This window comes from Afifella marina DSM 2698, from assembly GCF_900102695.1.
Lineage (GTDB): Bacteria > Pseudomonadota > Alphaproteobacteria > Rhizobiales > Afifellaceae > Afifella > Afifella marina.
Window position 1 is genome coordinate 439,802 of sequence record NZ_FMVW01000002.1, and the last position, 19,599, is coordinate 459,400.

19 protein-coding genes are annotated in these 19,599 nt (G+C 63.3%); 3 read left to right on the forward strand and 16 right to left on the reverse strand.

The annotated features are described in order from the left end of the window. Window positions 1-27 precede the first annotated feature (27 nt). The 4 genes from BLP76_RS06855 to BLP76_RS06870 all read right to left on the reverse strand — a co-directional run bounded on the left by BLP76_RS06855 (window position 28) and on the right by BLP76_RS06870 (window position 6,470). The gene (locus BLP76_RS06855; RefSeq protein ID WP_200170524.1) at window positions 28-306 is read right to left on the reverse strand and encodes a high-potential iron-sulfur protein; all 279 of its coding nucleotides are present in this window, start codon (window positions 304-306) and stop codon (window positions 28-30) included. A 73-nt stretch (window positions 307-379) separates the two neighbouring features. Then, entirely contained in the window at window positions 380-2,698 is a 2,319-nt protein-coding gene (locus BLP76_RS06860) for an MtrB/PioB family decaheme-associated outer membrane protein (protein WP_092810914.1), read from the reverse strand. A 131-nt stretch (window positions 2,699-2,829) separates the two neighbouring features. Further along, on the reverse strand, window positions 2,830-3,759 hold the full coding sequence (locus BLP76_RS06865; RefSeq protein ID WP_244514485.1) for a DmsE family decaheme c-type cytochrome: 930 nt from the start codon (window positions 3,757-3,759) through the stop codon (window positions 2,830-2,832). An 824-nt stretch (window positions 3,760-4,583) separates the two neighbouring features. Beyond that, window positions 4,584-6,470 carry an ABC-F family ATP-binding cassette domain-containing protein gene (locus tag BLP76_RS06870; protein ID WP_092811367.1) on the reverse strand — a complete coding sequence of 629 codons (1,887 nt, stop codon included), beginning with the start codon at window positions 6,468-6,470 and terminating at the stop codon, window positions 4,584-4,586. A 100-nt stretch (window positions 6,471-6,570) separates the two neighbouring features. Between BLP76_RS06870 and BLP76_RS06875 the strand changes: the two genes are divergently transcribed. Further along, complete coding sequence (locus BLP76_RS06875) at window positions 6,571-7,350, forward strand: dimethylarginine dimethylaminohydrolase family protein (protein ID WP_092811370.1); 780 nt, start codon at window positions 6,571-6,573, stop codon at window positions 7,348-7,350. Between the two features lie 12 nt (window positions 7,351-7,362). On the opposite strand, the gene speB is transcribed toward BLP76_RS06875, so the two are convergent. From speB to BLP76_RS06900, 5 genes are all read right to left on the reverse strand, one after another. Next, window positions 7,363-8,316 (reverse strand): agmatinase, encoded by a 954-nt coding sequence (gene speB / locus BLP76_RS06880; protein WP_092810918.1) that lies wholly within the window; start codon window positions 8,314-8,316, stop codon window positions 7,363-7,365. Between the two features lie 239 nt (window positions 8,317-8,555). After that, window positions 8,556-8,795, reverse strand: a complete 240-nt coding sequence (locus BLP76_RS06885) for a hypothetical protein (RefSeq protein WP_139163715.1) — start codon at window positions 8,793-8,795, stop codon at window positions 8,556-8,558. Between the two features lie 114 nt (window positions 8,796-8,909). After that, complete coding sequence (gene rpsI / locus BLP76_RS06890; protein ID WP_092810922.1) at window positions 8,910-9,389, reverse strand: 30S ribosomal protein S9; 480 nt, start codon at window positions 9,387-9,389, stop codon at window positions 8,910-8,912. After that, a complete protein-coding gene (rplM, locus tag BLP76_RS06895) occupies window positions 9,390-9,854 on the reverse strand; it encodes a 50S ribosomal protein L13 (RefSeq protein WP_092810924.1) in 465 nt (154 codons plus the stop codon). A 175-nt stretch (window positions 9,855-10,029) separates the two neighbouring features. Beyond that, window positions 10,030-10,467, reverse strand: a complete 438-nt coding sequence (locus tag BLP76_RS06900; RefSeq protein WP_092810926.1) for a PaaI family thioesterase — start codon at window positions 10,465-10,467, stop codon at window positions 10,030-10,032. A 189-nt stretch (window positions 10,468-10,656) separates the two neighbouring features. Between BLP76_RS06900 and BLP76_RS06905 the strand changes: the two genes are divergently transcribed. Next, complete coding sequence (locus BLP76_RS06905; protein ID WP_092810928.1) at window positions 10,657-11,085, forward strand: CoA-binding protein; 429 nt, start codon at window positions 10,657-10,659, stop codon at window positions 11,083-11,085. A 19-nt stretch (window positions 11,086-11,104) separates the two neighbouring features. Here BLP76_RS06905 and BLP76_RS06910 read toward each other — a convergent pair whose 3' ends face one another. Further along, complete coding sequence (locus BLP76_RS06910) at window positions 11,105-11,587, reverse strand: GNAT family N-acetyltransferase (RefSeq protein ID WP_170130480.1); 483 nt, start codon at window positions 11,585-11,587, stop codon at window positions 11,105-11,107. Between the two features lie 147 nt (window positions 11,588-11,734). Between BLP76_RS06910 and BLP76_RS06915 the strand changes: the two genes are divergently transcribed. Beyond that, window positions 11,735-13,024 (forward strand): O-acetylhomoserine aminocarboxypropyltransferase, encoded by a 1,290-nt coding sequence (locus BLP76_RS06915; RefSeq protein ID WP_092810932.1) that lies wholly within the window; start codon window positions 11,735-11,737, stop codon window positions 13,022-13,024. Window positions 13,025-13,365: 341 nt separating this feature from the next. On the opposite strand, the gene ndk is transcribed toward BLP76_RS06915, so the two are convergent. The 6 genes from ndk to BLP76_RS06945 all read right to left on the reverse strand — a co-directional run bounded on the left by ndk (window position 13,366) and on the right by BLP76_RS06945 (window position 19,527). Then, window positions 13,366-13,788 carry a nucleoside-diphosphate kinase gene (gene ndk, locus BLP76_RS06920; protein ID WP_092810934.1) on the reverse strand — a complete coding sequence of 141 codons (423 nt, stop codon included), beginning with the start codon at window positions 13,786-13,788 and terminating at the stop codon, window positions 13,366-13,368. A 69-nt stretch (window positions 13,789-13,857) separates the two neighbouring features. After that, window positions 13,858-14,775 carry a hydrogen peroxide-inducible genes activator gene (locus BLP76_RS06925; RefSeq protein WP_092810936.1) on the reverse strand — a complete coding sequence of 306 codons (918 nt, stop codon included), beginning with the start codon at window positions 14,773-14,775 and terminating at the stop codon, window positions 13,858-13,860. Window positions 14,776-15,000: 225 nt separating this feature from the next. Next, a complete protein-coding gene (locus tag BLP76_RS06930; RefSeq protein WP_092810938.1) occupies window positions 15,001-16,116 on the reverse strand; it encodes an AbrB family transcriptional regulator in 1,116 nt (371 codons plus the stop codon). Window positions 16,117-16,277: 161 nt separating this feature from the next. Beyond that, window positions 16,278-17,342 (reverse strand): NAD(P)H-dependent flavin oxidoreductase, encoded by a 1,065-nt coding sequence (locus tag BLP76_RS06935; protein WP_092810940.1) that lies wholly within the window; start codon window positions 17,340-17,342, stop codon window positions 16,278-16,280. A gap of 41 nt (window positions 17,343-17,383) precedes the next feature. Then, a complete protein-coding gene (locus BLP76_RS06940; protein ID WP_092810942.1) occupies window positions 17,384-17,836 on the reverse strand; it encodes a BLUF domain-containing protein in 453 nt (150 codons plus the stop codon). A gap of 11 nt (window positions 17,837-17,847) precedes the next feature. Then, window positions 17,848-19,527, reverse strand: a complete 1,680-nt coding sequence (locus BLP76_RS06945; protein ID WP_092810944.1) for a putative bifunctional diguanylate cyclase/phosphodiesterase — start codon at window positions 19,525-19,527, stop codon at window positions 17,848-17,850. Window positions 19,528-19,599: the final 72 nt, after the last annotated feature.

A 19,599-nucleotide genomic window follows, 5' to 3' on the forward strand; every position in this document is an offset into this window, starting at 1 on the left:
TCCGGCCTGTTTGCCGGCGCGGCCGCGCTACTTCTTGGCGTAGAGGCGGCACCAGCCCTTCGGTGAGATCGTCCCCTGCACGACCTTACACGCGTCCGGCGCCTGGAAGTGCCGGCAATTGTCGCATTCCTGCCGCCCCTTCGGCGTCGTCTGGTAGCCGGCGATGGCCTGCTTGGCCTTGTTGGCGATTTGCGCATTCGCCGAACCCGTTCCGACCAGCGCCAGAGAGCCGGCTGCGATCGCGCAGGCCCCCAGAATCTCGCGCCGGGACATGCCGCTGTTCGATGTCTTCGAATCGTCTTTCATTTTGGGTTTCCCTCCTTGGTTTTTCTTTAAATGCGCCGCTGATGTGTCGCTGCGACAGAACCGGGGCGTTTCCTCACCAGCGGTAGACCAGTGAGGCCATGACGGCGTGGACGTTGTAGTTGGTGTCCCAGAAGCCCATGGCGTAGCTCGTGGTGACGCCGTCCTCGATCAAATGCTGATAGGGCGTGTCGAGCTCGTCCTGCCAGTTGTCGACGAAGTTGCGTTCCCAGGAATATTTCAGGGTCAAAGTCAGGTCGCCGTCGAGACCAAGAATACCTCCGGCTTCCGGGTGGTAATTCAGCGCCGCGTCGAAGCGATTGTAGTTGGTCACCATGTCCGGGAAGGGCAGGCAGTTGGTGTCTCCCGGGCAAAGAGGCGTGGCGATCGGCGTGCGCGAGCTTGCGGTTGCGGTCCATTTGGAGACGCCGCGGGCGAAGCTGTCATAGAATTCGAGATCGAGAACGCCCGGGATGATCTCGATGTTGGCGCCGGCGACAAGCGTGTGCACCTGTTCGGTCATCTTGCTGTCCCAGCCGCCGGTGACGACGTTGGCGCCGCCGCCGGTGATGCTGGCGGCGACCATGTCACGGTCGAAGTCCTCGTAGACATAGGCGGCCATCAGATTGATTCCGGGGGCCGGCGAGAATGCGACCTCAAGGCCGCCGTCCCAGCTGTTGTCCTTCAAGAGCCCGTATTCCGGGATGGCGGGATCGGTCAGGTAATCGTCGAAGCGCAGGCCGAAGGACGGCGTGATGACGAGATTTTCGAGCGCTTCGTATTCCAGCGAGACCTTGGCCTTGTGGCGGTCCCGATCGGCCATGTCGTATTTGCGCACGCCCGGATCGGCATTGGTGCCGAGCGGGTCGCTCACCATGGCATCGAGCACCGGGCCGAGATCGTAGCTGTCGTAGCGGCGCTGCGAATACTGGTAGCTGGAGCGAAGCTGCGCGCGATCGGTGATGCGGGCGTCGAGCGTGATCTTGCCCAGATATTCGTCCGTCACGTTGACGGAGCGCCTGTCGCGGTCCCAGCGCTCCCAGCCGATTTCGCTGCCGAGCGTGATGCGGTTGGTCGCGAGCCAGCTCACCTCGGCTGAGGCGTTTTGCTTGGTGTATTGATAGGCGAGGGCTCTCAACCCGCCGGTCGCCGGTGTGGCCGTCGTTGAATCGCCCATAATGTATTGATCGATCAGCCATTCCGGCGTGCGATTGTCGAGGTCGTAATAGCGGTAGCGCAGCGTCGTGGAGACATCCTCTGCGATCTGCGTGCTGATCTTGTTGTTGATGAGGAGTGTGTTGATCTTCGCCCTGGCATCCGTGGTCGGCAACGAGAGCGCCGGGGCGTTCGGGTTGATCGTATACGGGATGAGCGTGTCGCTCTGCTCCATCGTCGTATAGGAGACCGTGCCCATGTAGCGGCTCTTCCAGGGCAGATCGATGCCGGTCGTAACGCCGAGCGAATAGGCCTCGTTGTCCGGAGCAAGGCTGACGCGGCCGAATTGCGGGAAGGCGGTACCCGGCACCTGGTAGTACGGATTCTGGAATGTGAAGGAATCGTACTTGTTCTCGTAAGTCGAGGCGTGACCCGTCACAGAGACGTTGAAGCGGCCCCAAGGAGTCTTGGAGAAATACCCGCCGGTTGCCTTGAGGTTTTGCGTCACGTCGTCGACCGGACGGGGAACATCGACGCGGTGCACTTCGCCCGCGCCGAAGCCGTTCATCAGGATGCCGGCGGGCTGCGTTCCTTCGCGGTGGTCGTTGAGGTAGCTCGCCTCGAACTCCCAATTCGGGCTCGGCGTGTAGGTCTGGTCATAATGGATGCGGCGGCGGTCGATGCCGATGTCGATCGGATGGACGGCACCCGAAATCGCCGCGTCGTATTGTGCCGGACTTGGCGGGCTTTCCGGAAACGACACGTCGGTCGACAGGAAGTCGGTGCCCACGCCTTGCCAGATGCTCTGTGCGGTCGTCGAGTAGAGATGCGGGATCTCGTCCCACATGAAGGTGCCGTCAAGCAGCCCGGTCCGCGACCAGTCGAAGATATAGCGACCGTTGTTCTGGCCGATGTTTTCGGCACGAACCTCGCCGGAATAGAGGCCATCGCCCGATTGCCAGCCGAACATCAGCTTTTCGAGAAGCAGGCCTGAAGGGACGTCGCCATATTCCTCGAACTTGGCGGAGCTGTACCTTTGCGGCGACAGGATGCTCGGCGTGTCCCAGACAGAAGCGTGGTCGGGCGGTTCGTCGATGAAGACGCGGGCGCCCACTTCGATCTCGCCCCAGGTGACCGCTTCGGTGTCTTTCTCGTCCTGTGCCTCGGTTGCCTGCGGCAGTGCCACGCCACCGGCGAGGAGCGCCATCGTGGCCAGCGTCAATCGGCGTTGAACCTTCATCGTTTCCTCCCCCCAGAGAAATGTCTTCAGGCCTTGGCGTGTGAGCGAAGCTCCTTGCGTGTCGTCGCTTGGTGGGTGGCTGCGGGGCGATGCCTGTGAACCTGCACGCGCCCCGCGCCTCCCCCCTATGGCTAGCGGTGCCAGCGCCTCCCTGATGGGCTGTTGGACCCGTGGATGTTGGTGTGGCAGTTCTGGCAGGCGCTGTTGACCATGTAGCGGTTGGAGCTGATGCCGAGCGCTGGGTTGCCGAGATGGCGACCCGGCGTGTGGCAGCGCTGGCACAGCCGCGGCCGCATCACCGTCAGAAGATTGCGGTTCATGGAGCCGTGCGGTTCGTGGCAGTTGAGACAGTTCTCGCGCACCGGCGGATGCTCGAAGAGGAACGGCCCGCGCTTGTCGGCATGACAGGTGTAGCAGACGTCGTTGACGGTCGCTTCCTTGAGCATCTTGTCGTGCGGACCGCCGTGCGGGTTGTGGCAGCTGCCGCAATCCATCTTGCCCTCGCGCATCGGCATATGGGCGGTGCGCACCGAGTGGGCGCGCCGGTCCTTGTGGCACTGGAAACAGGTGTCCATGACATTGCCCTTGGCCATCTGCATGCGAGGTGAGGTCCGCCGCATCACCGTGTGGCAGTTGGTGCAGGCGACGCCGCGGGTTTGATGGACGGAGCCGCGCCAGTAGGTCCGGTCGCCCTTTTCATGGCAGGTCAGGCAGATGCCGTTGATGTCGGCCGCCGAGGACCGCGGGTCGTTCGCACGGAAGGAACGAATGACGCCGGTGCCGATGTCGTTGCGGCCGCCGCCGGCGTTGACGTGCGAGGAGCCGGGTCCGTGGCAGCTCTCGCATTCCATCTTGCCGCCGACGGTGTGATGGCCGCTCTCCAGGAGGCGGCCCATCACCGTCAGCTTGAACTCGTCGAAGGAGCCCGCATGGCAAAGGCGGCACGGCTCGGAGCCGACATAATGGGCGCCAACCGCGGCACCGCTCGCCTTGACCTGCAGCACGTCCTGGCGCGGCAGGTCCTTCAGCGTGTCTTCTCGGGAGAGAAGATCCATGGCCATCTGGGCGGTGTCTGCCGTCTGCGTTCTGGCAGAATCGGGGACGAATACCGCTGCGGCCAGCAAGACGATCGGAATCAGGAAAATAGCAATCGCCGGCCGCCGACCTGCCGATAAGGCAATAGAGATCGCGCGGCCTACACCGCTGGCAAGTATCATCGATTTCCCCCCTCATCTAGCGCCAAAGCGCTAGGGCAATTCTGTCCAGATTTATTCCATCCGCGGAAAACTATGCGAAAAGCACAGTTCGTCCGCGAGCGTTACCGGATACGATTGCCGTTTCATTGCAGGTTAAGGGGCGCAAATTGGAATTGTCAATTATGACATTAGAAAATTTTGTATTTTCGCAAGTGCAAAATGAAATTTTACATGGAGCGCGCTAGTATATTAGAATTATTACAAGGATATATATGGAATATTTTGTTGTATTTTATGTCGCGCGCATGATGTGTTGATTTTGCAAGGGTTTGGCGGTTCGTAAGGGCGGCCGAGCTCATGTGGCGGAGCTTGTGTTAGGAGCTCCGTCGTCCCGGGGGAGGCCGGGATGATGATGCTTCGAGCCGCGAAACGGCGCACGCCGGCTGCCGCGAAGGGGATGAAAAAACACATTCGTTTTGCAGCGCGGAATCGGGCTGAACTCCCCGATCTCAACGCCTTCTTCTATCGCCGACGCAAACGCTTTCCTTGCCCAAGCGCGTGGAGGTCTTCGTCAACACGCGCAGATGCTTCCGCGTCTTTCGCGTGCTTCAGCCCGCGCGACGCCAGGTGCCTTGCCTTAATCGAACACGCTGCGACGGAGATCTGGATCTTGCGCGGAAAACGGTGGCTTAGGCTGCGTCAGGTTCGCGGCCGAGCTCCTCCAGCATGGCACCAAGCTCGATCCAGCGCTCTTCCAGGCGTTCCAGCATGGCCGCCTTTTCACCGCGCTTCTTGGCGAGTGTCGCGGCCTTTTCGGGCATGGCGCGATGCAGCGCGGGTGATGCGAGTTCCTCGTCCAGGGCTTCGATCTCGTTGGTGAAGACGTCGATCAGCCGTTCGCATTCCTTGAGCTTCTGGCGCAACGGTGCCGAGGCACGGCGTTTGTCTGCCTGCTTCTGGCGGCCGGCTGCCGGCGCTGCGGGGGCCTTCTCCGCTGCCGGTTTCTTTGCCGGACCCTCGAGCACTTCGCGGCGATAGTCTTCGATGTCGCCGTCATAAGGGGCGACGGTGCCTTTCGATGTCAGCCAGAGCCTGTCGACAGAAGCTTCGATCAGATGGCGGTCGTGGCTGATCAGGATGACGGCGCCGGAATAATCGTTGAGGGCGTGGATGAGCGCCTCGCGGCTGTCGACGTCGAGATGGTTCGTCGGTTCGTCGAGGATGAGGAGATGCGGCTTGCCCAGAGTGGCGAGGCCCATCAACAGGCGCGCCTTTTCACCGCCGGAGAGGTCCTTCGCCTTGGTGTCCATCTTCTGCGTGGCGAGCCCCATCTGCGCGACACGGGCGCGGAGCTGCGGCTCCGAAAGATCGGGGAGGCGGGCGCGGATGTGCTCCACCGCCGACTGGCCGGGGATGAGTTCGTCGAGCTGGTGCTGCGCGAAAAAGCCGATCTTGAGCTTGTTGGAGCGCTTGAAGATTCCGGTCTCGGCCTCGAGCTGGCCGGAAATCAACTTGGCAAAGGTCGATTTGCCATTGCCGTTGGCTCCAAGGAGGGCGATGCGATCATCGTCGTCGATCCTGAGATTGAGGTCCGTCAGGATCGGATGGCCCGGCTCGTAGCCGACCGAAACGCCTTCGAGCTGCAGGATCGGTGGGGCGGCACGCTTTTCCGGATCCGGGAAGCGGAAGGGTAGGACCGTCTCGTCGGCGATCGTGGAGACCGGCTGCAGCTTGGCGAGGGCCTTCAGGCGCGACTGGGCCTGGCGCGCTTTCGACGCCTTGGCACGGAAGCGGTCGACGAAAGCCTCCATGTGCTTGCGCTGCGCTTCCTGCTTGTCCTTGAGCTTGGCCTGCAGGGCCTGCCGCTCGGCGCGCTGACGCTCAAAGCTGTCATAGCCGCCGGAATAGGTGGTGAGCTTTTGCTCCGACAGATGCACGATCATGCGCACGGCGTTGTTCAGGAGATCGCGGTCGTGCGAAATCAGGATCGCCGAATGCCGGTAGCGGGCGATGTAGCGCTCCAGCCACAACGAGCCTTCAAGATCGAGATAGTTCGTCGGTTCGTCGAGGAGGAGAAGATCGGGCTCGGTGAACAGAACCGCGGCGAGGGCGACGCGCATGCGCCAGCCGCCGGAAAATTCCGAGCAGGGACGGTTCTGCGCCTCTTCGTCGAAGCCGAGACCTTTCAGGATGCGGGCTGCGCGGGCCTCCGCCTCATGGGCGCCGATTTCGGCAAGGCGGGTATGGATCTCGCCGATGCGTCCGCCTTCCTTGGCGGTCTCGGTCTCGGCCAGAAGCCGGCTGCGCTCTTCGTCGGCGGCAAGCACGGTCTCGATCAGCGTCTCCGGGCCGCCCGGAGCTTCCTGCAGCACGCGGCCGATGCGGGCGCGCTTTGGCAGGATGATTTCGCCCTCGTCGGGGGCGATGTCGCCGGCGATGGCACGAAACAGCGTGGTCTTGCCGGCGCCATTCTTGCCGACGAAGCCCACCTTCGAGCCCGCGGGAAGGTTGAGGCTTGCCTTGTCGATGAGGGTGCGCCCGGCAATGCGGAGCGTGATGTTTGAAAGCTGCAGCATGGCGAGGGCATAGAGGCTCAGCCGGGCGGAAGGCAAGCGCTTCGAATCACGCGCGCTCTTGGCGCTTGCAATGCGCATGAGCGGCGGCTACCGCCGTTGCATGTCCAATGATCCTTTCCCAGCTTACCGTTTTTCTCGTGCGCTCCTGCGCGAGCCCGCGGCAAGCGTCGTTTGCGGTCTGCGTGCAGTCGACCGCGGCGATCCGAGCCTTGAGCTTTTTCATCTGGAACATGCCGCCTATCGGGCCATTCTCGAGAGTGCGGGTGTTGAGACGCATCTCCTGCCGGCGCTTTCCGACTGGCCGGATTCCGTCTTCATCGAGGATCCGGCGATGGTGCTGCCGGAAGGCGCCATTCTCTTCAGGATGGCGGCGCCGAGCCGTGCCGGCGAGCCGGACACGGTGCGCGAGGCGCTTCAGAAGTTCGTGCCGGTGACGCCGCTTGAAAACGGCCATGTGGACGGCGGCGACATCCTCGTCACCGGGCCCAAGATCTTTGCGGGCCTGTCGAAGCGCACCGACAAAGAAGGGCTCGATGCGATGGGCGCAATCGTGTCCGGCTGGGGCTATGAGCTCGTCGGCGTCGACATGCCGGAGGGGCTTCTGCATTTGAAGACCGGCTGTGCGCTTCTCGACGAGGAGACGATCCTGGCGGTCGAGCCGCTCAAGGAGACGTTTTCAGATTTTCGCGTTCTGACGCTGCCGGAAGGCGAGGAAGCGGCGGCCAATGCCATCCGCGTCAACGACATCGTGCTTCTTGCTGCCGGTTATCCGCGCACCGAAGAGCTGCTGCGCCGCTCGGGCTACGATGTGCGCACCACGAAGATGAGCCAGGCGCAGCTTCTCGACGGCGGGCTGTCCTGTCTGTCGATCAGGTTTTGAGGTTCCGGGCGCTCAGCGCCCGGCACGCTTCAATGCCAGCAAGCCGAGATAATGCTGTGCGACCGTGGAGGCGGCGATCGCCGTGATGTCAGCGTGATCGTAGGGCGGTGAAACCTCCACGACGTCACCTCCGACAAAATTCACGCCTCTGAGGCCGGCAAGCGTCATCAGGGCCTGGGCGGAGCTCGGTCCGCCGGAGACCGGTGTGCCGGTGCCCGGCGCAAAGGCCGGGTCGAGGCAGTCGATGTCGAAGGTGAGATAGGCCGGATGGTCGCCGACGCGTTCGGCAATGCGCTCCGCCGTCTCGTCGGCATGCATGCGCTGCCAGTCATAGGCGGAGATGATCTCGATGCCGCATGTCTCCGGCGCATGTGTGCGGATGCCGATCTGGATCGATTTCTCGGGATCGATGATGCCTTCGCGCACGGCGCGCAGCACGAAGGAGCCATGCGAGAGTTTCGAGCCGTCATCGTCCCAGGTGTCCTGATGGGCGTCGAACTGGACGAGGGCGAGCGGCCCGTGGCGTCTGGCATGCGCTTTCAGGAGCGGCCAGGTAGAATAATGGTCGCCGCCGAGGGTGAAGAGATGTGCGCCGGCGGAGAGGATCGTCTCGATCTCCGCCTCGATTGCGGCCGTCAGCTTCTCCGGATGATGCAGCGGCAGGTCGACATCGCCGTAATCGACGACGGCGAGATTTTCGAAAATATCGATGCCCCACGGATATTGCGGATCGCCATCGAAGATCGCCGAAGCGCGGCGGATCGCCTGCGGGCCGAAACGGGCGCCGGGGCGGTTGGTGACCGTCACGTCGAGCGGAATGCCGAGGATGGCGACGTCGACGTTGGTGAGGTCGCGCGAATACTTCCGTCGCATGAAGGACAAGGCGCCGGCATAGGTCGGATCGGCAGCGCCGCCCTTCAATTCAGTGGCGCGGAAGGCGTGGTCGATTGCAGGCTTTTCAGACATGGCTCGCCTCTAGCAGGTGTGGCCCCCGGAGACCAGCGGCGGGGCCGCCAAGATGGATGAAACCAGAATCAGACGGTCGGTCTAGACGCCAGCCGGGGGGAATGTCCGGCTATTCGGCGGGCCCTTGGCGATGGCGCAGCTCTGCCTCATGCCGGTCAAGCCTGCGGCCCCAGACCCAGAAGACGAACAGGCCAACAAACCCAAAAATGACGGCCGCAATCGGCGGCCAGAGCGGGAGATCAGACACTTCCTTCCTCCGCGCGCATCAGCCGGATCACGCTTTGCGCGACCATGTGCAAGATAATGCTCAGCGCGATCCAGGACCAGCGAATGGTAGGGCTTGGGTCGCGCGCTATTAGAGGCTGGATCAGTCCGCCACCGAAAATGACGAGGCCGATCGCATTCACGGTCGACGAAAACAGTTTCACGTGCTCGTTGAAGCGCTTCGCCTGAAGCTTCATCTGGGTTTCTGCGCTCACCGGTTCGCCCCCTGAACCTGCTCCATCGGTGAATAACAGGCGAGGGGAAGTCTTCACAACAAAAAGGGCGGGTCCGAAGACCCGCCCCTTGAGAACCCAAAAGAGAAACGCCGTTCAGCGCTTGGAGAACTGGAACGAACGACGTGCCTTGGCGCGGCCGTACTTCTTGCGCTCGACCACGCGGGAGTCGCGGGTGAGGAAGCCGACCTTCTTCAGAATGGCGCGCAGCTCCGGCTCATAATACGTGAGCGCCTTGGAGATGCCGTGACGCAGTGCGCCCGCCTGGCCCGACAGGCCGCCGCCGGAGACGGTCGCCATGATGTCGTACTGGCCGTTGCGGTCGGCGACGAGGATCGGCTGCTCGATGATCATCTGCAGCACCGGACGACCGAAGTAATCCGTGTAGTCCTTGTCGTTGACGGTGATGCGGCCGGAACCCGGCTTCACCCAGACGCGAGCGACGGCGTCCTTGCGCTTGCCGGTGGCATAGGCGCGGCCGAATTCGTCCAGCTTCTGGACATGGACGGGAGCCTCCGGCTGGGCCGCAGCCTCGGTACCGCTGAGCTCCGAGAGGTCTTGAAGCGTTTCAGCCATTTAGAAAACCCTCACATTTTTCTTGGAGAGGGTGGCGACGTCGAGCGTCTCCGGCTGCTGGGCGGCATGGGGATGCTCCGGCCCTGCATAGACCCTCAGATTCTTCAGCTGCTGGCGCCCGAGCGGGCCGCTCGGAAGCATGCGCTCCACGGCCTTCTCCACGACGCGTTCCGGGAAACGACCTTCGATCAATTTGCGCGCGGTGCGCTCCTTGATGCCGCCCGGATAACCCGTGTGCCAATAGTACTTCTTCTGGTCGAGCTTCTTGCCGGTGAAAACGACCTTGTCGGCGTTGATCACCACGACATTGTCGCCGTCGTCCATATGCGGCGTGTAGCTCGGCTTGTGCTTGCCGCGGAGATGCATCGCGACGATGGTCGCCAGACGACCGACGACCAGGCCGTCGCCGTCAATGACGATCCACTTCTTCTCGATGTCCGCCGCTTTTGCGGAATAGGTTTTCATCTTCGTCCTCTTTCGGGGAACCTCAGCAATGAGGTAAGGGCGACCTCAGCCGGCCGGTGAGCCGATGGCTGGCGCCCGATCGCGCGGCAGATAGGCGGAGAGGCCCGTCATTGTCAAGCGCTACTGGAGAAAAAGCCCAAAAATCAGAAGCTTGCGGAGGTGGTATTATAATACCCTAAGTGCGATCCGGAGGAATCGAATAGGTGGCGGTGGCATGTGCGACAAGAGCGTCGTCGTCGGGTGGGGCGATTGCGATCTCGGTCACGGCAAGTCGTTTGCCGAGCTTCAGAATCCGGCAAGTGCCAAGGAGCGTACCGGGCGTTGGCATACGCAGGAAATTGATCGAAAGGTTGGTGGTGACGGCGAGCGCGACCGGACCGATATGGGCAAGAATCGCGGCATAGGCGGCGAGATCTGCGAGTGAAAAAAGTGTCGGCCCGGACACTGTGCCGCCCGGTCGGAGGTGAGCCTCGGATGCATCGAGGCGCATCACGGCTTCGCCCGGGGCGATTTTGGTCACAGTAAAGGCGCGTCCATGCAGATGGATCTGCGGGAACTCTTTCTCGAGGAATGCTTCGACCTCCGCTTCATTCATCACTGGCGCAAAGCTCATCCTTCCTCCCCCTCGGTCTTTCTTTGAGGACCAGAGTAGGTCACGGCGGCGGCTATGCGCCAGCGTGGCGATGATACTGGTGAAAGGCGTGTTCGAGCTCCGGCGAAACGCGCCGTGTCGCGCCGGCAAAGTCGCGTCGGGGGTGAGGTCGGGCTTGCCGTCGGCTCCGGACGGAACAGATGGAGAGGCATGAGCCAGCTTTCCTATTCCGACGATTTCATCCGCTCCATCCTCACGGACACGAAGACGATCGCCGTCGTCGGCGCTTCGCCGAGGACGCTTCGGCCGAGCTACGGCGTCAGTCAATTCCTGATCCGTCAGGGCTACGAGGTCTATCCGATCAATCCCGGCGAGCCGGACGAGACGATCGAAGGGCGGGCGTTTCTGCCCTCGCTCGCCGATGTGCCCGTGGCGATCGACATGGTCGATGTCTTCCGCCGCTCAGAGGCAGTCGGCGGTGTCGTCGACGAGATCCTCAAGCTTCAGCCGCTGCCGAAGGTGATCTGGATGCAGCTCGGGGTGCGCGACGACGAGGCTGCCGCGCGCGCCGAAGCGGCCGGCATCAAGGTCGTGATGGATCGGTGCCCGAAGATCGAATGGCCGCGCCTTCTCGGCTGAACCCCTTCTTATGGGGTGATCAGCCGCGGTCTTCGGCAAGGTCGAGAAGGGCGGCGCCTTCCGAGCGATAATAGACCTTCGCGATCGGAGTCATGCCGACGCGTGCATAGAAGCGTTGTGCCGCCTCGTTGTCGCCGGCCGTCGTCAGGTCGAGCCGGGCCCCGCCTTCCGCCAGAGCGAGGCGGGCGGCTTCACGCAGCAAAGCCTCGCCGATGCGCCGTCCGCGCGCTGAAGCCGCGACGTAGAGTTCCTTCAACAGCCAGGCCGGATGCATGTCCGGGCCGGGAAAGAGCTCGTAGAGACAGGCAAGGCCGAGCGCCTCGTCCTCGAAGGCGCCGAGGATGGCCCGGCCCGGCTGGGGCTTCAGCGCGGCCAGAAGGCGTGGGCGCGCCGTCTCGGCGTCGATGGCCGCCGCCCCCTCGTAATGATGCTGCATTTCCAGGAAGAGCGGGAGAAGCGTCTCGGTGTCGGTTTCCTCGGCACGACGGATGCTGACGGTCATCTTTTGCTCCCAAGCCCCCAATTTCGGCAGACTTAGCAACATTTCCTCTCCGCGGCAGCCTCTTACAGAAAATCCGTCCTTTGCTCCGCGCCCCGCTTGCCGCTAAATCGGCCGACCGCAATCAACGAGAACGAAACGGGGAAGATCATGTCCGAAGACCGCACGCCCGGCTTCCACACACTCTCCATTCACGCCGGAGCGCAGCCGGATCCCACCACGCATGCGCGTACGACGCCGATCTACCAGACGACCTCCTATGTCTTCGATGACGCCGAGCAGGCTGCCAATCTCTTTGGGCTAAAAGCCTTCGGCAACATCTACACCCGCATCATGAACCCGACGACGGCGGTGCTGGAGGAGCGCGTCGCAGCACTCGAGGGCGGCACGGCCGCGCTTGCCGTCGCGTCCGGCCATGCGGCGCAGATGCTCGTCATGCACACTCTGATGCAGCCGGGCGACGAGATCGTCGCGGCGAAGAAGCTCTACGGCGGCTCCATCAATCAGTTCGGCTTTTCCTTCCAGAATTTCGGCTGGAAGGTGAAATGGGCCGACACCGACAATCTGCAGAGCTTCGAAGAGGCGATCACGCCCCGCACCAAGGCGATCTTCATCGAATCGATCGCCAATCCGGGCGGCGTCGTCACCGATATTGCGGCGATCTCGGCGATCGCCAAACGGGCAGGCGTCCCGCTCGTCGTCGATAACACGCTGGCGAGCCCGTATCTCTGCCGGCCGATCGAACACGGTGCCGACATCGTCGTGCATTCGCTGACGAAGTTCATGGGCGGCCACGGCAATTCCATGGGCGGCGTGATCGTCGATGCCGGCTCCTTCAACTGGTCGCGCGAAGGCCGCTATCCGATGCTGTCGGAACCGCGGCCGGAATATCACGGCCTCGTCCTGCACGAGACGTTCGGCAATTTCGCCTTCGCCATCGCCTGCCGCGTGCTCGGCCTCAGAGATCTCGGACCGGCTCTGTCGCCGTTCAACGCTTTTATGATTTTGACCGGCATCGAGACGCTGCCGCTCAGGATGCAGCGCCATTGCGACAACGCGCTCAAGGTGGCCGAATGGCTGTCGGGACGGCCGGAGGTGTCGTGGGTCTCCTATGCCGGCCTGCCGGGCGACCGTTATCACAATCTGCAGAAGAAATACGCGCCGAAAGGGGCGGGTGCCGTCCTCACCTTTGGGCTCGAAGGCGGCTACGATGCGGGCGTGAAGCTCGTCGAAAGCGTGAAGCTTTTCTCGCATCTCGCCAATATCGGCGATACGCGCTCGCTCATCATCCATCCGGCCTCGACCACGCATAGCCAGCTCACCGAAGAGCAGCTTCGCGCTGCGGGTGCCGGCTCCGATACGGTGCGGATTTCCGTCGGCATCGAGGATGTCGAGGACATCATCGCCGATCTGGAGCAGGCGCTCGCAAAGGGCGCTTAGACTACCGCTGAGGCCGATTTCCGGGGTTGCTATGCCTCTTCGCGGGGGCTTGCCGAGCCTCTCTCAACGGGCAGGGCGACCGTATCTGATGGGTGATCCTGTCGGCCGGCTCCATTCCTCTCCCCCCTGGGGAGAGGTCGCCGCAAAGCGGCGGGTGAGGGGTGAGAGAGCCCAAGACCCGTACGCTTGATGGACAGACCCCTCATCCGGCGCCTTCGGCGCCACCTTCTCCCCAACGGGGAGAAGAGGGGGAGCGCCCTCGCGCGCTCCGGCCGCAAACAAAAAAGGGCGAGGCCGCGGCCGCGGCCTCGCCCTTTACATGTCTGGAGAGCCGTCTGGCGTCAGCCGACGATCTCGTTGCCGGCGAAGAACTGTGCGATCTCGACGGCGGCCGTCTCCGGCGCGTCGGAGCCGTGCACGGAGTTCTCACCGACGGATTGCGCATGCGCCTTGCGGATGGTGCCTTCGGCGGCGTTCTCCGGATTGGTGGCGCCCATGACCTCACGGTATTTGGCGATCGCGCCTTCGCCCTCCAGAACCTGGACGACGACCGGGCCGGAGATCATGAAATCGACGAGCTCGCCGAAGAACGGGCGTTCCTTGTGCACGGCGTAGAAGGTCTCGGCCTGCTCGCGGGTCATCTTCACGCGCTTCTGAGCGACGATCCTGAGGCCGGCGGCCTCGATCATGGCGTTGATCGCGCCTGTGAGGTTGCGGGCGGTGGCATCGGGTTTGATGATCGAAAAGGTGCGTTCTAGCGCCATCGGTGCATGTCCTTGCGGGGTTCGAAAAGGAGAAAGGAAGCGGCTCTATACCCTTGCCGCGCGTTCCGCTCAACCGGTGGCCGAAGCGGCGCTTGCGCTTAAGTCCGCATGCCATCCGGCGATCTGTGCCGCAAGCTCGCGAAACTGTGCCGCGCCCGGATGGCTTGCGCGCCAGGCCAATCCGATCTGGCGCTTCGGTGCCGGCTCGGCGAAGGGAAGAAGGCGAACGCGGCGGCTCTCGAGCCCGTTCGACGAGGTGAAGAGGGCGGGCAACAGCGACACGCCACCGCCCGTTTCGACGAGTTCGATGATGGTCGCGAGATTGGTGACGCTGAGCTGCTCCGTGTCCGGCGGAATGCGGCAGAAGGAGAGGATCTGATCGCGCAGGCAATGGCCTTCCTCGAGCAGGATCATCTCCACATCTTCGAGCGCGGCCATATCGGCGGCCTGCTTTCTACCGAGAGGGCTGTCGGCGGCGACGGCGAGATAGAAGGGATCGTTGAAGAGGGGCGCTGCTTCGAGCCGCGGCTCGCCGGTCGGAAGGCTGATGATGATGCAGTCGAGCCGGTCGTCGAGAAGCTCGCGCATCAAGGTTTCGGTGATCGTCTCGCGCAGGCGGAGCTTCAGCTCCGGCAGGTTCTCTTTCATGAAGGGGAGAAGGCGCGGCAGAAGATAAGGACCGACCGACGGGATGATGCCGAGGCGCATCTCACCCGAGAGCGGACCGCGATAGCGCTCAGACAAGCCCTCGATGGCGCGCACCTCTGCGAGGACCGAAGCGGCACGCTCCACGACCTCCTTCCCGAAGCCCGTCAGACGCGCGCCGGAGGACAGTCTTTCGACGAGGTCGAGGCCGAGCTGTTCTTCGAGCTCGCGGATCTGCGCCGACAGCGCCGGCTGCGTGACGCCGACGCGCCCGGCGGCTCGGCCGAAGTGTTCCGTCTCTGAAAGGGCTTGCAGATAGCGCAGTTGGCGAAGGGTGATCATCGATAGGGAAATCTAATCGGCGTTCTTGGATTAAGCATTGGACATTATGGCGATCTGGGTTCATAAGAACAGTTAAAATGTGCAAGCTTCAGGAAGGCGAGCCAGGCTAAGACCCGAATGCCTGATCGATCGATGGAGCAGGCCGAAGATTTCAGCCCGATAAGGCTCTTCACGCCCCCCGAAGAGCCCTTTGGCCGCGGAGAGCAATCTCCGCGGCCTTCCTTTTTAGGCCACAGGCGGTGCCGTCTTTCCTCTTTTGTCGATGCGCTCGGCGATCAGCCGCGCGAGACTTGGGCCGACCAGCAAGACCGCGATGAAGCGGGCGATCTGCATGGCCATGACGAAGGGCATGTCGACGTCGGTCGAGGCCGCGATGATGGCGACGGAATCGGCGCCGCCCGGGCTGGTGGCGAGATAGGCCGTCAGGGGATCGATGCCGGTCGCCAAGGACAGCACAAGAGCGAAGAGCCCGCACAGCGTGATGAGTGCCACGATGGCCGCGATCAGCCAGGGAAGGGCGCGCAGCGCATAGAGCAGAAGAGGCCGCGTAAAGCGCAGGCCGATCCCCCAGCCGACGAGAAAATAGCTGATGGCAAGAAGCCAGGGTGGCAGCTCGATCTGAAGAAGGCCGAAATCCTGCAGGAGGACGCCGAAGAGCATCGACAGGATGAGGCCGCCCGCGGGAATGTTGAAGGCGAGCGCGAGGCCCGCGCTGACGACAGCCAGGGCGAGGGTTTCGCCAAAAGCCAGCCAGTGGATTGCCGGGAACCAGACTTTTCCCGCAAGCGCAGCTTCAGCCGCCTGCGGCACCCAGATTTCCGCCACCAGAGACGCCACGACCACGACGCAGACGACCCGCAGATATTGCATGAAGGCGACGAGGCGGGAATCGGCGCCATAGGCATCGGCCATCAGCACCATGGCTGTCGCGGCTCCTGGAAAGGCGCCCCAGATCGCCGTGGTGCCGGGAAGGATCCGGAACCATGTCAACGCCGCACCGAGCGCGACGCTCGCACCAACGACGGCAATGAGGGTTATGAGAAAGACTGGCCAGTTGAAGAGCATCTCGCGCAGAAGCGGGGGCGTGATGCTGGTGGCGATCAGGCATCCGATGGCGCCTTGCGCGAGGTAGAAGGCCGTGCGCGGCACGGCGAGATCGGCCCCGGCGGCGGCCAGGAGAATGGCGCCGGCCATCGCCCCCATCAAAACACCGGCGGCAAGATCGAGGCTCTCCAGGCCGACCGCAAGGAGAAGAGAGATGGCGAGGAGCGTCAGCCATTGCGCCGAGGGCGGCCACCCCGCCAGGCGGGGAAATCGGAACGGGCGGGGGCGCTGCGGCATGATCGGTTCGGCCTTGGCCGCGCCTTGAGGAGAGGACGCGAAAGGGAATCGGCGGGGCGACAAGTCTTTGAGTAGAGTGGGGCATTGCGGGCTATTTCAAGACCCGCGCGTATCCGTGACGCCGATCGCGCCTGCGAGGCGCCTTGGCGAGGCTCTCGCGCTCAGCCGTCCAGGTCGCGGATGAAGTCGGCCATCAAGTCGGAGACCGGGAGAGCGCGGGCAAGCGGCGCGCCCTGGCCGGCCCAATGTGGGCCGAACCCCGTCTCTCCGGCTTTCTTGGCGGCGGCATTGAGCGCCTTTCCGGCGTCGTAGGCGATCGGATAATCGGGGATCTCGCCGGGCGCGACGCTCTCGCCAAGCGTCGTGAAGCCGTTCGCCATGGAGCGCGCGGGGCGGCCCGAAATGGCACGTGTCATGACGGTGTGATGAGCCTTGTCGCTCAGAAGCGCTGCGCGATAGGCCGCGTCGGCGGATGATTCCGGGCAGGCGATGAAGGCGGTGCCGAGCTGAGCCGCCGCGGCGCCCAGATCCAGGACCGCGCGGATGCCCGCCCCGTCCATGATGCCGCCCGCCGCCACGACGGGAATATCGAGCCTCTCGGCAAGCAGGCGCGTGAGGACGGATGTCGGCAGGCATTCGTCTGCACCGTCCGCATCGAAGATGCCGCGATGGCCGCCCGCCTCGTAGCCCTGGGCCACGATCACGTCGATGCCGGCGTCCACGGCGGATTGCGCCTCCGGCAGAGAGGTGGCGGAGGCGAAGAGCACGATGCCGGCGCCTTTCAGCGCGGCGATGAACTCCGCCGGGGGCAGGCCGAAATGAAAACTGACGACCGCGGGGCGCTCCTCCACGAGCATGGCGAGAAGGTCGGGATTTGCGGCAAAGCTCCGATAGACCTCGCGCAGCGCCTGCGGCGGTTCGGCGCCGAAGCGGCTGAATTCCGGTCGCAGACGGTCGAGCCAGGCGCTTTCGCGCGCCGGATCGGCTCGTGCAGGCCGGTGGCAGAAGACGTTGACGTTGAAGGGTGCGCGGGTGGCGGCGCGGGTTTCGGCGATCATCGTCCGTGCCGTATCCGTGTCGGTCGCGCCGATGCCGAGCGAACCGAGGCCTCCAGCATTCGAGACGGCCGCCGCCATCGCCGGCGTGGAGACGCCGGCCATCGGCGCCTGAATGATCGGCCATTTGAGGCCGAGGCGGTCTCTCAGGCGATGGTCGGTGACATGCATGGAAGGCGGGTTCGCTTGTCTTTTCGAGACGTCTGGCGGCGTCAGGCCTCGATCAGTTCCTCGTCGATCGCGATTTCGCGCATGATGGAGAAGAGCCGCTCGCCCTGCAAACGCGCTTCCTCAAAGCCGGTCTTGTCCCCGAGATGTGCAAAGAGGTTCTGACCTCTGCGAGACCGGCCGATAAAAGCCATCGACCAGTTCGGAAAGGCGCGTTCGGGCACGGGAAAGAAGAAGAGCACGTGCACTTCACTGTGGCGAGGATCGCGCTGGATGCGTTCGAACCCCTGTTCCAGGACGTCTCTTCGCCCTTCCAGCACCTGCGCAAAAATTCCGGAGTTGAAGATCAGGGCTCCCGTGATCTCGTCTGCGGTGTTGTTGAGTTGCGAGATCTCCAGAATCGCCGCGATTTCTCGGCTCACGACATCGTCGGGGCCTTCAATGCGATTGCGGCTGTAATAGACGAGACGATAAAGGTCCCGAGTGTCTGGGGTCATTCGCATTCAGCTCAACCGGCGCTTCCTTCAGGTCGATCGGCCCGCATGGTGCAGTTTCGCTTTGCTTCCTCCGCCAGGAAATCTCCGATGCTCTCGGGAGGCAGCGGATAGCTGACGAGGAAACCCTGCGCCGCCGTGCAACCGGAGGCCATGATCCGCCGCCATTGTTCCTGCGATTCCACACCTTCTGCAAGAGTCATCATGCCGAGGCTTCGCCCGAGCGCTGCAATTGCGCTGACGATTGCGGTGCAGTTCGAGTCGTGTGGGTCGGCGCGGACGAAAGACTGGTCGATCTTGATCTTGTCGAACGGAAAACTGCGCAGATAGGACAGGGACGAATACCCCGTGCCGAAATCATCCATGGAGACGCGCACGCCCATCTTGCGGGCGAGATGCAGGGTTTCCAAAGCCGCCGGATGGTCGGCGATGAGGGCGCTTTCGGTGATTTCCAGCTCCAGGCGGCTGGCGGGAAGCCCCGAGGAATGAAGGGCTTGTTTGAGGGTATCGGCAAAATTGGGCATGCCGATCTGGATGGCCGAGACATTGACGGCGACGGTGAGCGGCTCCTGCCAGCCGGCGGCTTCGTGGCAGGCTGTGCGCAGGACCCATTCCCCGATGGGGACGATCAGCCGCAATTCCTCGGCGATCGGGATGAATTCCGATGGCGATACGGGGCCACGCGTCGGGTGGTTCCAGCGTAAGAGAGCCTCGAAACCGCTGGTGCGGCCCGAGGCGAGATCGCGCTGCGGCTGATAAACGAGCGAGAACTGACGCAGGCCGAGCGCGCGGCGCAGGTCGGTCTCCAGCTCGCGGCGGGCTTTCATCTGCCGATCCATCTCCGGCTCGAAGAAGCAATAGCTCCGGCTTCCCGTGGTGCGACTGCGGCGCAGGGCAAGGTGGGCGTTTTTCAGAACGTCGTCGGCGGAGCTGCCGTCGGCTGGCAGAAGCGCGATGCCGATGCTGACGTCGATGTCGATCAGATGTCCGTTGATGAGATAGGAGCGACCGAGGAGATCGACCAGACGCTTGGCCAGTCTGTGGGCCGAGGCCGGTTGCGCCACCTTTCGCTGCAGCACCACGAACTCGTCACCTCCGAGCCGGGCGGCAAGGTCATCCTCGCCGAGCGCCGATTGGAGGCGCTGCGCCAACAGGCTGAGGAGCGCATCGCCGAAAGACTGGCCCAGGGATTCGTTGATCGCCTTGAAGCGTTCCAGATCGATGGCGATGACGGCGGCCGTGCCAAAGTTCTGCTCACCCGATGCTACCGCGCTCGATGACAGCTCGGCCGTGAGAGCTTCGCGCATGGCAAGACCGTTTCCGAGGCCCGTGATCGGGTCGGTCCGAGCGACTTTGGCCGCTTTGGCGATCTCCGCCATACGTTCCGACGTATCCTGAGCGATGACGAGCCAGCCATCGGGAAGCGACTTGCGCTCCAAAACAAAAGTGCGGCCATCGTCGGCCTCGAAGGAGCGGCTTTCGCCCGATGCGAGGAGAGCAGAGGCTTCGAGGCGGATCCTTTCACAATTGTGCGGAAAGCTTCTGTCGAAGGCGTGATTGGTCATCGTCAGTCGACCGCCACGGTCGAAGACCGCGAGCGCGCAGGGAATGTTGTCGAGGACGCTCAAAGCCAGTTCGGCGTCTTCGCGGTCGCTGCGCTCGGCATAGTCGTCTGATCGTGAAAGGGCGGGCATGAAGGGCACGATCCGGAAGGATGGAGTTTTGCAGGCAACGTGTTCTTGCGGGAACGTTGCCTGAAGCTGGAG

Bases quoted from the DNA above. Each gene is read 5' to 3' on its own strand.
- BLP76_RS06855 (WP_200170524.1), bottom strand. From the start codon at position 306: ATGAAAGACGATTCGAAGACATCGAACAGCGGCATGTCCCGGCGCGAG.
- BLP76_RS06860 (WP_092810914.1), bottom strand. From the start codon at position 2,698: ATGAAGGTTCAACGCCGATTGACGCTGGCCACGATGGCGCTCCTCGCC.
- BLP76_RS06865 (WP_244514485.1), bottom strand. From the start codon at position 3,759: ATGGCCATGGATCTTCTCTCCCGAGAAGACACGCTGAAGGACCTGCCG.
- BLP76_RS06870 (WP_092811367.1), bottom strand. From the start codon at position 6,470: ATGCTGCAGCTTTCAAACATCACGCTCCGCATTGCCGGGCGCACCCTC.
- BLP76_RS06875 (WP_092811370.1), top strand. From the start codon at position 6,571: ATGTCCAATGATCCTTTCCCAGCTTACCGTTTTTCTCGTGCGCTCCTG.
- speB (WP_092810918.1), bottom strand. From the start codon at position 8,316: ATGTCTGAAAAGCCTGCAATCGACCACGCCTTCCGCGCCACTGAATTG.
- rpsI (WP_092810922.1), bottom strand. From the start codon at position 9,389: ATGGCTGAAACGCTTCAAGACCTCTCGGAGCTCAGCGGTACCGAGGCT.
- rplM (WP_092810924.1), bottom strand. From the start codon at position 9,854: ATGAAAACCTATTCCGCAAAAGCGGCGGACATCGAGAAGAAGTGGATC.
- BLP76_RS06900 (WP_092810926.1), bottom strand. From the start codon at position 10,467: ATGAGCTTTGCGCCAGTGATGAATGAAGCGGAGGTCGAAGCATTCCTC.
- BLP76_RS06905 (WP_092810928.1), top strand. From the start codon at position 10,657: ATGAGCCAGCTTTCCTATTCCGACGATTTCATCCGCTCCATCCTCACG.
- BLP76_RS06910 (WP_170130480.1), bottom strand. From the start codon at position 11,587: ATGACCGTCAGCATCCGTCGTGCCGAGGAAACCGACACCGAGACGCTT.
- BLP76_RS06915 (WP_092810932.1), top strand. From the start codon at position 11,735: ATGTCCGAAGACCGCACGCCCGGCTTCCACACACTCTCCATTCACGCC.
- ndk (WP_092810934.1), bottom strand. From the start codon at position 13,788: ATGGCGCTAGAACGCACCTTTTCGATCATCAAACCCGATGCCACCGCC.
- BLP76_RS06925 (WP_092810936.1), bottom strand. From the start codon at position 14,775: ATGATCACCCTTCGCCAACTGCGCTATCTGCAAGCCCTTTCAGAGACG.
- BLP76_RS06930 (WP_092810938.1), bottom strand. From the start codon at position 16,116: ATGCCGCAGCGCCCCCGCCCGTTCCGATTTCCCCGCCTGGCGGGGTGG.
- BLP76_RS06935 (WP_092810940.1), bottom strand. From the start codon at position 17,342: ATGCATGTCACCGACCATCGCCTGAGAGACCGCCTCGGCCTCAAATGG.
- BLP76_RS06940 (WP_092810942.1), bottom strand. From the start codon at position 17,836: ATGACCCCAGACACTCGGGACCTTTATCGTCTCGTCTATTACAGCCGC.
- BLP76_RS06945 (WP_092810944.1), bottom strand. From the start codon at position 19,527: ATGCCCGCCCTTTCACGATCAGACGACTATGCCGAGCGCAGCGACCGC.